12 protein-coding genes are annotated in these 12,976 nt (G+C 49.4%); 6 read left to right on the top strand and 6 right to left on the bottom strand.

What is annotated here, in order from left to right; translation table 11 throughout:
* The first annotated feature begins 234 nt into the window (after positions 1-234).
* Together FAY32_RS00230 and FAY32_RS00235 are read left to right on the top strand one after the other, a co-directional pair.
* Positions 235-1,692 carry an NCS2 family permease gene (locus FAY32_RS00230; protein WP_143461324.1) on the top strand — a complete coding sequence of 486 codons (1,458 nt, stop codon included), beginning with the start codon at positions 235-237 and terminating at the stop codon, positions 1,690-1,692.
* Positions 1,693-1,865: 173 nt separating this feature from the next.
* The gene (locus FAY32_RS00235; protein WP_143461325.1) at positions 1,866-2,570 is read left to right on the top strand and encodes a matrixin family metalloprotease; all 705 of its coding nucleotides are present in this window, start codon (positions 1,866-1,868) and stop codon (positions 2,568-2,570) included.
* Positions 2,571-2,987: 417 nt separating this feature from the next.
* Here the strand turns inward: FAY32_RS00235 and FAY32_RS00240 are convergent, their stop codons facing one another.
* A complete protein-coding gene (locus tag FAY32_RS00240; RefSeq protein WP_143461326.1) occupies positions 2,988-4,790 on the bottom strand; it encodes a bifunctional metallophosphatase/5'-nucleotidase in 1,803 nt (600 codons plus the stop codon).
* A 168-nt stretch (positions 4,791-4,958) separates the two neighbouring features.
* On the opposite strand from FAY32_RS00240, the gene FAY32_RS00245 reads away from it, so the two are divergent.
* From FAY32_RS00245 to FAY32_RS00255, 3 genes are all read left to right on the top strand, one after another.
* Entirely contained in the window at positions 4,959-5,585 is a 627-nt protein-coding gene (locus FAY32_RS00245; protein WP_143461327.1) for a cation transporter, read from the top strand.
* 33 nt (positions 5,586-5,618) lie between these two features.
* Positions 5,619-6,119 carry an isochorismatase family protein gene (locus FAY32_RS00250; protein WP_143461328.1) on the top strand — a complete coding sequence of 167 codons (501 nt, stop codon included), beginning with the start codon at positions 5,619-5,621 and terminating at the stop codon, positions 6,117-6,119.
* Between the two features lie 88 nt (positions 6,120-6,207).
* Entirely contained in the window at positions 6,208-6,681 is a 474-nt protein-coding gene (locus tag FAY32_RS00255) for a glutathione peroxidase (protein ID WP_143461329.1), read from the top strand.
* A 93-nt stretch (positions 6,682-6,774) separates the two neighbouring features.
* Here FAY32_RS00255 and FAY32_RS00260 read toward each other — a convergent pair whose 3' ends face one another.
* The 5 genes from FAY32_RS00260 to FAY32_RS00280 all read right to left on the bottom strand — a co-directional run bounded on the left by FAY32_RS00260 (position 6,775) and on the right by FAY32_RS00280 (position 11,446).
* Complete coding sequence (locus tag FAY32_RS00260; RefSeq protein ID WP_143461330.1) at positions 6,775-7,311, bottom strand: zinc metalloprotease; 537 nt, start codon at positions 7,309-7,311, stop codon at positions 6,775-6,777.
* Between the two features lie 307 nt (positions 7,312-7,618).
* Positions 7,619-9,550, bottom strand: a complete 1,932-nt coding sequence (locus FAY32_RS00265; RefSeq protein WP_143461331.1) for a copper-translocating P-type ATPase — start codon at positions 9,548-9,550, stop codon at positions 7,619-7,621.
* A complete protein-coding gene (locus tag FAY32_RS00270; protein WP_143461332.1) occupies positions 9,547-9,819 on the bottom strand; it encodes a cupredoxin domain-containing protein in 273 nt (90 codons plus the stop codon). The genes FAY32_RS00265 and FAY32_RS00270 overlap by 4 nt, the downstream gene beginning before the upstream one ends.
* 14 nt (positions 9,820-9,833) lie before the next feature.
* A complete protein-coding gene (locus FAY32_RS00275) occupies positions 9,834-10,205 on the bottom strand; it encodes a cupredoxin domain-containing protein (protein WP_143461333.1) in 372 nt (123 codons plus the stop codon).
* 260 nt (positions 10,206-10,465) lie between these two features.
* Complete coding sequence (locus FAY32_RS00280) at positions 10,466-11,446, bottom strand: serine hydrolase (protein ID WP_143461334.1); 981 nt, start codon at positions 11,444-11,446, stop codon at positions 10,466-10,468.
* Positions 11,447-11,910: 464 nt separating this feature from the next.
* Here FAY32_RS00280 and FAY32_RS00285 point away from each other — a divergent pair, with 464 nt between their 5' ends.
* Positions 11,911-12,879, top strand: coding sequence for an aldo/keto reductase family protein (locus FAY32_RS00285; RefSeq protein ID WP_143461335.1), 969 nt, complete (start codon positions 11,911-11,913; stop codon positions 12,877-12,879).
* Positions 12,880-12,976 lie beyond the last annotated feature (97 nt).

Genomic DNA, 12,976 nt, shown 5'->3' on the forward strand with positions numbered 1-12,976 from the left:
ATTCTGGAAAACTTAGCGGCCATAATTAGTCAACTTGATTAATGGCCACAACTTTAACTAACCGTAGGGCCGAACGGCTAGCTAGCGAATTAAATATGACGCCAGTTGCATTAAAGTTCGTTTATTTTTAATTTTTGTAGCTTTTTCAGCGTTGCTCTGTTATAGTTTTGAATGTATTAGTTAACGATTTCTGACTATAATTTTATTAATATTCGCTTTTAGGAGGAATCCACCGTGGATAAGTTTTTCAAGCTTAAAGAATCAGGAACCACTGTTGGCACCGAAGTTGTTGCCGGCATCACGACGTTCTTCGCGATGTCGTATATTTTATTCGTCAATCCGCAAATCTTAGGCCAGACCGGCATGCCACAACAGGCGGTCTTTTTGGCGACCATCATTGCCTCAGTTGCCGGCACGTTGGTCATGGGACTATTCGCAAACGTTCCTTACGCCTTGGCGCCCGGAATGGGGTTGAACGCGTTCTTCACTTATACCGTAGTGATGGGGTTGGGCTTCAAGTGGCAACAAGCCCTGGCCCTAGTCTTCTTCTGTGGTATTATCAATATCATTATTACCGCCACTAAGATTCGGAAAATGCTGATTTCGGCAATTCCGATGAATCTGCAACTTGCTATCAGTGGTGGGATTGGAGCCTTCATTGCTTACGTCGGCTTGAAAAATGCGAACTTCCTGCAGTTTACCAGTGATGCTAGTAACATCCTGTCCATTAACGGTAAGGCGTTTGATGCGACCCAAAAGGCGTTTAGCCAAGGTGTCGGCACCGTTGTGACCGGTGGGGGAATCGTTCCGGCATTGGAAAATTTTAATTCACCAGCGTTGGTCTTAGCGTTGATTGGTTTGGTAATTACCGTCATCTTCAAGGTACGGAAAGTTCCCGGCGCGTTATTGATCGGGATTTTAGCCACCACGGTAATTGGGATTCCCATGGGCGTGACGAATCTTCATTTAGCTAGCAGTTATTCGATTGGTTCCTCCGTTCATCAGTTGGGCACGACTTTCTTAGCGGCATTTTCTCACGAAGGGATGGGGTCATTATTTGCCGAGCACAACCGGGTCATCTTGGTGCTCATGACGATCCTGTCGTTTAGCTTATCCGACACCTTCGATTCATTGGGGACGTTTATTGGTACGGGGCGTCAAACTGGTATCTTCTCCGGGACCAAGGAACTCGAATTGGAAGGCCAACCCGGATTCAAGTCCAAGCTGGACAAGGCCTTATTCGCTGATTCCATCGCAACTGGGGTGGGTTCCATCTTCGGGACGTCTAACCTAACGACTTACGTGGAAAGCTCCGCGGGGATCGGTGCCGGTGGGCGAACCGGATTGACCAGTGTTGTGGTTGCCATTCTCTTCCTCTTGAGTTCGCTGGCTTCACCATTGCTCTCGATCATTCCGACCGCCGCAATTGCGCCATCCTTGATTCTGGTGGGAATCATGATGATGAGCTCGCTCAGTAAGATTCCATGGCACGATTTAAATGAAGCCATTCCAGCTTTCATGACTACGTTTATCATGGCGTTTGCCTACAACATTACCTACGGAATCGCCGCTGGGTTCATTTTCTACTGCCTGGTGAAAGTCGTCTTGGGTAAGGCCAAGGAAGTTCACCCATTGATTTGGATCGTTTCCATTCTGTTTATCATTAACTTTACGGTATTAGCTTTAGTTTAAATTGTACCCAAGAACGTCGGCATCGGTCTGTAGATCGGTGACGGCGTTTTTTTGCGCCAATGAAAGTAAAGTGAAAACTAGCGAGCCTAACTAGTTGATGTCCACAACTAGAAGTCCTAAAATCTAAACGGAATTAAGTATTTCGACAGAGAGCGGGAAGGGACGAAGTGAGGTTGAAAATTTTTAGGCGATTCATGTTGGTCATGACGTTGGCAGTAGGCCTCTTTGTCGTCAGCAATTGGCGTTCACTCAGCTATTACCGAACCGCGTTAGCGACGTTGGCAACGGGGCTAGTGACTGGCAAGACGACCACGACGCAGTCCGCCGACTATCGGTCGAGTGGGTATATTTTGCGAAATACCACTGATGCAGCGACTCAGACCGGGGCGAACAACACGCCGGTCGAAGAGGCCATGCAGGGGGTCCTCTTGCAGAAAACGTATCGTTACCATTACGCGGTGGGAACGCCAGCACGCGTCAAACAAAAGTTCAACACGGCCATTCGGGTCTACAATCAGACCGGCATCGTCAAATTGACAGCCGGCAAAGCGAAAGCCAATGAGAATCAGGTCACGCTGAGTGCTTATCGCAAGGAAGAGGAACTCAGGCAAGGAACCGTAGAGTTGGGGCACGGTGGCCCTCAGATTACACAGCGCATCAGTTGGCGGGGCATTCAAACCACCAACACCGGTCAAGCCAAATTGAATGTGACTTATACGCAGGCAGTTAAGCTATCCGTGGCGGTGCACGAATTAGGTCATGCCCTAGGACTCGACCACAGTTCTGACAGGGACTCCGTGATGACTGCCATTGATCATGGGAACACGCAGTTGTCGACGGCCGATGTGAAGAGCTTGAAGAGCATTTACGACAAGTAAGACCTGAATATAACCGGCGGACCGCTCCTCTGACGACAGGTATCTAACTACGGTGAAAAAGGTCCAAAGTATAGTAGCAACAACGGTGGGGCTAAAACTAGGTAACTTGGTGGTTGAGTCGCCTTACCGGCCGGCAGATATGGGCTGGATCGGTGCGAACACAACTTGAAGCCTCGGAAACCACGAGTCTACAAGCTTGGTTTTCTATTAAGCCAGTAAGCAGATCACTTACTGGCTAAGTAGAACGACGCGCCTGAGCCCATATCTGCCGACCTTTCGGCTTACATAGTTTGCGTAGACAACACTGAGAATAACCGCAACCGTCGTTATCTTTTTTTTGATCTAACAGAAAACGCCCAGACAACAGTGCAAAGGGGCCGTTGTCTGGGCGTTTTTAAATGCAGTTAAATGCTGATGTTAGGCCAGTGGGACTTTTCGGTCTAATTTTGGTGTGGTGATTGGGCTATGTGTTTGAAGGTAAGTCGTCAGCAGGTCAATATCCTGACCGGCGTTATCCACGATTGTGCCGTGAGTAAAGGCGGCGTAACCGTCACCACCCGTTGAGAGGTAGTCATTGGTTAAGACGTGATACTTCTGAGTCGGGTTGATAGCGTCACCCTTAGCCGTTTTCACATCGGAGACCGTGAAGAGTTGGTCACCGGTGGTCGCTGGACTGTACTTGTAAGTTAATCCGGAAATTTGCAGGAAGTAGAGCTGGGACTTGGTGTACTGCTCGTTCAACAGGTCAATGAGGTCTTTCCCGGTCATTTCAACGATAGGCTGGCTATTGCCATAGGGTTGCATGTCGTACAGCGTTCCCAACGTGACTTTGCCAGCAGGGTTAACGTTCATATCGCTACGGATGGAGTCATTACTAGTCACAGCGAAGTCGACCGAATGGTTCTGTTCATTCGCGGTCGTTCGTTGCGCATCGACTACCACGTAGGCTGCGGCGGATTCTTTGTTGGCAGATAGCTCGTTACTGATGGTCTTGCCACCGGCGACAGACCCAACTTCCGTGTTGATGATTGGTGCCACGCGGTGGTTGGCGTCGGCAATGATGCTGTTGATCTTCTTAACGGTCTTGTCTTTGGCAAACGTAGCAGTGGGGTCATCCTTCAATGAAAAGACAGGGCTGACCTTTGCCTTGACACTACTTTTGACAAAATCATGGGTCTTAGTGCTCAGCTTAGCCGTAATGTTGGCGTAGCCACGACCCTGCATCCCAGCTTGGACCACGGGCACACCCTTCACGCGACCATTAGCATACTGGTGGCTGTGACCAGCAAAGAAGATGTCAACACTGTTTTTCGGATCAATCTTGTTAAGTTGCTTGAGGTCGTTGACGGCATCACCAGTGGTCTTGCCATTCTGGGTGACTGCCCCGGTATGACCGAGAACCACGATGGCCTTAACGCCCTTAGCCCGCAACTGCTTATCGTATTTAGCAATCGTCTTGGCTTCATTAAGTAGCTTGTAGTTCTTGGCGATGCCCGGTAGATTGGTATTTAAAATACCAATGTAGCCGACCTTGACCGTGGCCTTAGTCTTGGGATCCGTTATCTTTTTGATCGTGTAGGGTTTCCAATTAGCGGGAATCTTGTTGGTCTTTTTATCACGAACGTTAGCAATCACGATTTGCATGCCGGTCTTCACGAACGGATATTTCTTAATAGCTTGGACCTGTTGGGGATTCTTGATGCCGGTGGTGCTAGGCTTTTTCCCATTAACGAGGTTGCCATATTGATTGAGGCCGTGGTCAAATTCGTGATTACCGATGACGCCAACCTTGACCTTCATGGCCTTCAACGTACTTAGTGTTGGGCCATCATCAAGGAGGGCTGAATTGGCGGGACTAGCGCCGACCATATCACCGGACTGAACGCGCACGGTGACGCCGTTGGCATGGGATTTCTTAAATGACGTCTGTGCTTGATCGAGGTAACCGCCTAGGCGGGCAACGGTCCCGGCACCTTCGATCGTCTTGCTATCCATAAAGAGTTTCCCGGTCGCCTGTAACCCACCGTGGAGATCGTTAATCCCTAAGAACTGAACGGGAATCTGAACGTTCTTAGCCTGCTTAACTGTTTTTGCTTTTTTAGCGTATGCCGTGGTTTGCGGGCTTAGTGACGACGACGGACTCATTAATCCACCGGCTACTGCGCCTAAGCACCCTAATGCACCTAATATGTATAACGTTTTACCTGACAAACTAGCCATGTTGTTGGCCTCCCTGAAATATAATGATAACGCTTACAAATATGATAGTAGCATAATTAAAGCGGATAAACAATATTACCCTTGTTCGAGTTTGTTCTTTTTTCTATCCACAAGAGGGCCGCCTTGCGGTAGACTGGAAATAAGGTGACTTGAGAAGTGAGGGGATAGATGATGGTAAATGAGACGGGGAAGTTAGTGCAACACGGTCTACGGACGGAATATTTTTCGACGGCTTGGATGGTCTTTGAATTTTCAGTGGGATTGTATTCCGGACTAAAGGCGGGGTCAATTTTACTGATTGCCTTTGGCCTGGACAGTTGTTTGGAGATCATCTCTGGGAGTGCGTTGATCTGGCGACTGCGTAAAGCGGCTAAGGGGGCACCAGCAGCCGAGATTGAACGTGCTGAGCGGCAGTCATCGTTGATTGTGGGCACGGTATTGCTGCTGTTGGCGCTTTACGTGACCGGCGTAGCCATTACCAATTTGGTGCTGCATCAAGCCGCGGATAGTAGTCTGTCCGGTATCGGTATCGCGATTGCCTCGGTGATCTTAATGCCGTTGTTGGCGTTGCGGAAACGAACCTTGGGTAAGCAACTCCACTCGCCAGCATTGATGGAAGATGGCATGTGTAACGTGACCTGTGCCTACATGGCCGCCACGGTGCTGATCGGTGCGACTTTGACGGCGTGGGTCGGTTGGTGGTGGAGCGATTCCGTTGCCGCATTGGTCCTGGTCTACTTCATTGCGAGTGAGGGCTGGGAGGCATTTCAAGTTGGCTGTGGTCGCGCGGCGTAAGGTGGAGAGTTCATTTTTTGAGGAGGAGTTTCTGTGCCAGTACAGAATGGCTTATTAGTGATCAACGTGCAAAATGGGTACCAGCAAGCAGTCGGCTATGATGAAGTGGTTGCTAAAATTAATCGGCGCTTGGACGTGTACCATCACGCGCACCATCCCGTAATTTTTTTACAGCGCACGGATGATGCCTTCGTGTATGGAAGTCCGTCGTGGGAATTGGACGCACGGTTACAGGTGCAACGTGACGTGATTGTGCTCAACTATCAGACGGATATTTTCTTTGAAACGGGGTTAGTGGAACGACTACGACATCTGAACATTAACAGCCTTGAGGTGTGCGGGTTGCAGACCGAGCTGGCCGTGGACACGGCAATTCGTGTGGGCCACAACCAAGGGTTTCAGATGGCGATTCAGTCGGGATTGGCAACGACCTTTGCTACCCCGGAATTGACAGCGGAACAGATTCGTTGCCACCACGAACGTGTCTGGGCGCAGGGCTTCGCCACGGTTTACACGCAGCCCCTAGCAAAATAGAAGCTAATGACAAACGATTGTTGTATGATAAACTTGTGCACAATCGTTTTTTTAGTTCAACTAATTCAATGTGAAAGGGTGACGGGTTATGGCAACGATTTATGAGTTTAAGGAAACTGAAATGAGTGGTAAGACCATTGACTTCAAAGACTATCAGGGCAAAGTATTACTGATTGTTAATACGGCCAGTAAGTGTGGACTAGCTCCCCAACTAGAGGGGATCGAGGCACTGTACAAGCAGTATCATGATCAAGGATTTGAGGTGCTTGGGTTGCCGTCCAATCAATTCCACCAGGAACTAGACTCAGACGAAGCCACCAGTGACTTTTGTCAAATGCATTATGGGGTAACCTTTCCGATGACTAAAAAGATTGCGGTCAATGGAGATGACGAGGACCCGCTGTTCACCTACCTCAAGGCGACCGCGGGCCACGGACGGATCAAATGGAACTTCACGAAGTTTCTGATTGGTCGCGATGGTCAGTTGATCGACCGTTACGCGCCAGTGACCAAGCCAGAGAAGGTTGAGCCGGATATTGTTAAGGCTTTGGCGGAAAAATAATAGGTATGCTAAAAAGGATTATCCGTTGTTGGCCGGCTTATGGTCAGTCTGGGTAATCCTTTTACGATTAATTATTTAGTTGGTGATAGTCGCTTATTTGACGCCTTTATATGCTGCCTTTAAGTTAGCTCGGTCAAATGACGTGATTGTCTGACTGCCACCCATGATACTATTATCAGAATCAACATAATTTAAACCTAGTGCAGAGCCTAATTCGGCTGTCGCAAACTGAATAATTTGAGTATCCGAATAATTGTATTTTTTAATATAATGCCTACTTAAACGAATTTGAGTATTCATAATACTACCTCCAAATAAACTGGAGTTATTCCTATCTGGTGCATCATGCTTTATATTTTTAACAGATGTTATTCTAATATCTGCCTTACTTTTTTTCTTTGTGTTTACTAATTTTATTACGCCATTCGTTTCCCAATTCTTGACAGCAGCCTTAAATATTCCACGATAGTGTTTTGAAGTTGAATCAATATGATAAGTAATTTTCTTTGAATCGAAATGACCCCAATATGGCTTACTGGAGGCATTCACAGTAACACTGCCCATACTTAATAAACTAATTCCAAGTCCCATCAAGGCTACAAACTTGAGTAAACCTTTGTTTTTAAACACGATATCAGCTCTCTTCTTCAGTCTTTTTCACTACAATTGTGATTCTACGCGGAGGGGACGACATAATATGTCATTTGGCTACCAACGGGGAAATTAAATAAAAAAATGCAGATAAATCAGGTTGCATAGGATATTTACGTAAAAAAGGATCATCGCAGCCCTAGTCGCTACGATGATCCCTTTGCTTGCCATGTTAATGGCCAATCAAGGCGCCAATGCCAATTGCCACAATCGTGTAGACGATGGCAATCAACGCTGTTTGCCAGGTGCTTTTACGCCAAAATTTTTCTTCCATTGCGAATCCCTCCTATGCGGCAGTGGGTGCTGGTGCAGACGTCAATTTCGACGTGTTCAGCAACAAGGAACTGGCAACGACTGATAAGGAACTGAGGGCCATGCCCAGTCCGGCAATCTCCGGACTCAGTGAGAGGCCAAGGGCGAAGAAGACGCCAGCAGCCACGGGAATCCCTAACGTGTTGTAGATGAATGCCCAAAACAGGTTCAGCTTAATCCGGCTGAAAGTCTTCTTGCTGAGTTCCAGGGCGTGAACGACATCTTGGAGGTCATTCTTGACCAAGACGATTCCGCCAGATTCAATGGCGATATCGGTACCAGAGCCCATGGCGATGCCGACATCGGCAGTGGTTAAGGCTGGGGCGTCGTTGATGCCGTCACCCACAAAGGCGACCGGGCCATCAGCTTGGAGCCGTTTAACGTTATCGGCCTTATCGCCGGGGAGCACATCTGCAATAACGTCATCGATGCCAACTTCGGCGGCAATCGCCTGAGCGACCCGTTGGTTATCCCCGGTCAGCATAACGGTTCGCAGACCCCGTTTCTTCAGTGCAGCAATGGCACCAGCGGAGCTCGCTTTCGGTGCGTCTTGAATCGCAATCAGACCAATGATCTTGCCGGCCAGACCGACCAGCACAACGGTCTTGGCCTCGCTTTGAAGTTTGGTCATTTGGCGGCTGAGTTCTGTGGTCAAGGCGTAGTCAGCGAGCAATTTGTCATTACCAATGAGGGCGGCTTGGCCATTGACCGTGGCCTGGACCCCCTTGCCTTCGATCGCTTTAAAATCAGTTGCGGCGGTCACGGTTCGGCCGTCAGCCTTGGCCTTATCTAAAATGGCGGCGGCAAGGGGATGCTCAGATGAGACTTCCAAACTAGCGGCAACGTCCAGGACGGTCTCCGGGTCGCCCACAATGTCAGTGACCTGTGGCTGACCGGCCGTAATGGTGCCAGTCTTGTCGAAAACCACCGTCTTTACGCGGTTAGCAGCTTCGAGGACCTCCCCATTTTTAATCAGGATGCCCATCTTAGCACTCCGGCCAGTACCGACCATCAAGGCCGTGGGGGTCGCGATGCCGAGGGCACAGGGACAAGCGATGATGACAACGGAGACGGCAAAGAGCATGGCATTGACCACACTGGCCCCGAGAAAGACGTACCAGACCGTAAACGTTAAGATCGCAATCATCAGAACGGCGGGAACGAAGATATCCGCCACCTTGTCGACCGTTTTCTGAATGGGGGCATGGCTGGTCTGAGCCTTCTTGACCATCTCGACAATTTGCGATAACAGGGTGTCACTCCCGACCTTGCTGGCCCGGAATAAGAACGTTCCCGTGTTATTCATCGTCGCACCGATAACGTGATCACCAGCTTGTTTCGTGACGGGCATACTTTCACCGGTAACCATGGACTCGTCAATGGTCGAGGTCCCTTCAGTAATGACGCCATCGACCGCAATTTTTTGGCCGGGCTTCACGCGCACGATATCACCAACAATGACTTCAGCCAAGGGGACCTTGACCAGTTGGCCATCGCGCATGACTTCGGCATCCTTGGCCTGCAGGTCGACTAATTTGCTAACCGCGCCCGAGGCGGAATGTTTCATTTTTTCTTCAAAATACTGGCCGAGCAAAATGAAGGTGACCACGAAGGCGGCACTTTCATAGAAGACGGCTTTACCAGTCAGCGTCGCGTAGAAACTATAGAGGTAGGCCGTCGCCGTTCCAATGGCGACCAGTGTATCCATGTTGGCGTGGTGATGACGAAAGGCGGCCCAAGCACTCTCGATGAAGGGACCGGCGGAGACGGCCATCACGGCGGTGGTCAGGAGAAACATGGTCCAGGCACCACCGGGAAGCATGAAACCAAAGGGTTGGCCCACCATTTCAACCAGCATGGGGAGGGAGACAATCAGTGAGAAGACAAACCGGTTTTTGATGCTCATGGCTTGATGACCACCTTTCCGTGGAACATATCCATACCGCAACTGAAGTCGAATTCACCGGCATGACTGGTGTCGATGGTGACGGTCCGTGGTGTGTTGAGTGGCAGGTCTTCATTGAAATTGAGCGCTTGCGAGTGGACTTGATCCAGACAGCCGGCATCTTTGATCCGATTAAACGTCAATTCGGCAGGAACACCCTGAGTCAATGTGACTGTAGCGGGAACGTAGCCGCCATCAACGATAATGGTTGCAACTTGTTTGTTTGTCATGATGAAGACCTCCGTTATTTAATAATGACCTTACCGTGAAACATGTTCATCCCACACGCGTAGTCGAACTCGCCGGCCTTGCTGGTGTCGATGTCGATGACCTGGTCTTGGTCCTTAGGAAGAAACTGGTTGATTCCGAAATCAGGAAAGACGACTTGTTCCAAACAACTTGATGGGTCCTTACGGTTAAAGGTGATGTGGGCGGGCACACCGCGCTTTAAGACGACCGTACTGGGCGAGTAGCCACCGCTGACTTCAACTGCAGCATCCTGGGATTGACCAGTCATGGCAGCATCAACAGCTCGTGTGGTGTGTTTGCCGAAGAACCACCAGGCGATGAAGCCAATCAGTGCCGCAGCAACTATGAGGACGATTAATTTGATCATGAGAAATTCCTGCTTTCTTTGTTTACGTTTGTAATCTATGAATGTAGCTTACCGCCAACGATTACATTTGTCAACATAAAGTGATTATCAAATTTAGTTGTGGGGCAAAAGTAGGTGCCAACTGGTTGTGGTGTAGTTACCGGAATCGCTGTTGGCGTCGCACGGATCAGACCTGTGTTTAGTCTAGAAAGCAACTAGCAGGGCATAAAAAAAGAACCATGATGGCTTTTCTCATCATAGTTCCCAAATGTTCTATTTACTTACCGATTGAGGCCCTGAACAATGCTGGGGTCATACATCATCTTCTGAATGTGCGTGGTGATTTCGGCCATCCGGGGGAAGCCACTGAAGCCGCTTTGACCGTGGCCGTGGGTCATGATGACCAGCACGTAGCGTTGGCCATTGGGCAGGGTGACGATGGCGGCATCGTTGTTGGTATCCCCGAGAAAACCGACCTTGTCAGCAGCGACTGTCCCTTTTTTCGCGGTAGCCGCACCGGCTGGAATCCCGGTCCGGTAGATCTGTTTGCGCATGAGCGAAAGTAGCCACTGCTGGTCGTGAAGATGGTTAAATGGGGCCTGCTGGCGGGCCAATTTCTTCAGGAGCAACGTCAGACTGTAGGCCGTGGTGACGGACGCTTGGTTAGCAACGAAGGTGGGCGTGTACCAGCCTTCGCTCGCGATGAAGTCATCAAGAGTCGTCAGTCCATAGGTATCCAACACGCCTTCCGCAAAGTCATTCTCACTGTTGACGATCATGCGTTGGAAGCCTTCCTTTTCGGTGAGCGTCCAATCGTAGTAGCCTAAGTGATTTTGGTGGAAGAGGTAGGCGGCGATGAATAACTTGTAGGTGCTAGCGGAGACCATCGGCGTGTGAGCGTTGGCCGATGTGGCGAGCTTGCCCTGTTTATAGAACTGGCGGGTCGTCTGGGACTTTGCCGCCGAGCTGCCAGCGGTTGGTCCTAAATTATAGAAGCTGACGCTGGCTGTCCCGTCAGATGTAACCGATTTCAAGTAGCGGTTCAGCTTATGTTTGAGTCGCTTTTGTTGGACCGTGATTTCATGGGGAGTTGGGCCCTTAGCTTCTGCCAACGAAGTGGTCGCATTCTCAGCCGCGTTCTTCTGATGGGCCTGAACACCAACGATGCTGGCGATGCCGACGACTAAAATGACGAGTCCTAGCAAATAAGTACGGTATTTATAGAGTTTTCCCAAAAATGATTGCGGTTCTGTATGTTTCATCGGCTGACTCTCATTTCTTTAAGTTGTATGTCTGGTGAACTAATTAATGGTTTTAATTATACGCTCAAATTTTGGCGGCGTATACGAAGAATTCTGAAGTAAAGGTGGTTGGCTAAAAAAGATGAAATGCCTGATATTCTGGGAATGGGGTGCTTCATGTTGCCCAACCGGTGACGTTGCTGTTCATCAACGGGTGATTCGAAGCGGGGGGCCGGATGATTAAGGCAGACCCTGATCTCATTGAAGAAGCCGATGGGGCCAATGCATAGCATGAACGTGTTCTTTAGTGGTGAGGATTCAAGGGATGACCAATATTGATGACTAAAAAGGTTATCATCCTCAAACTTTTTGGCGAATATTTATCAGGTTACTGACCTAGTTGTGCAAAATCTGGTAGACTAAATTTATGACGTTGTGAGACCGTTTTCATTCCGACCATCACAACAAACTTAGGAGGATTTCGCATGAAGTATCGGCATTTAGGAAAACAAGGATTACGCGTGAGTGAACTGGCACTTGGAAGCTGGATGACTGACGTGAGTGCGGGCGACAAGCAGGACTTGGCCGCACAGAGTATCAAGTTAGCTTATGAAAATGGTATCAACTTTTTTGACTGTGCCGACGCTTATAGTGGTGGTGCGGCTGAACGCTTCTTGGGTAAGACGTTGAAGCAGTTCCCCCGTAAAGAATTGGTGATGTCTAGTAAGGTTTTCTTCCCCACGGGTGAGGGCGTGAATGACGGGGGCCTTTCCCGCAAGCACATTACGGAATCATTGGAGCAATCGTTAAGCAACATGCAGACCGACTACCTCGACCTGTACTTCTGTCACCGGTTTGACCCCGAAACGCCGCTGGCCGAAACGTTGACCACGCTGAGCGGGTTGGTCGACCAAGGTAAGATTCTGTACTACGGCGTCAGTGAATGGCGGCCCGTGCAGATTTTGGAGGCCCAATTAATCATTCAGGAACGTGGCCTGCACCCCATGTCTGTCGTGCAACCTCAGTACAACATGTTTGACCGCTACATTGAACACGAACTACTCGATGTTTGTGGCAAGCTCGGCCTGGGCGTTGTCCCATTTTCACCGCTGTCACAGGGCCTCCTGACCGGTAAGTACCGTAAGGGTCAAGCGATTCCAGCGGGTTCACGGGCAACCTATCAAGGACAGATTAAGGCGTTACTGACCGACGACAACTTGGATAAGGTTGAAGCGTTGGTCAAGATGGCCGCCGAATTGGACACGGACCTGTCGACATTTGCCTTAGCCTGGGGCTTACGCGACCCACGGATCTCCAGCCTGATTACCGGTGCCAGCAAGCCTAAGCAATTGCAGAACAATTTGAAGGCCATTGATTTAGACATTCCAGCAGAATACTTTACCCGAATCGATAAGCTATTTGGGTTTAAAAAGTTCTCCCGCCAAATTGGCTAAATATACAGCTCGTGCATTAAAAAGCGTGTCATGCAAGACACGCTTTTTTTATCGCCCGATTAAGGCCACTTTCAGTAATGAGCGATCTACCGGACAC

It is taken from the genome of Levilactobacillus enshiensis (genome assembly GCF_007115095.1).
GTDB lineage: Bacteria > Bacillota > Bacilli > Lactobacillales > Lactobacillaceae > Levilactobacillus > Levilactobacillus enshiensis.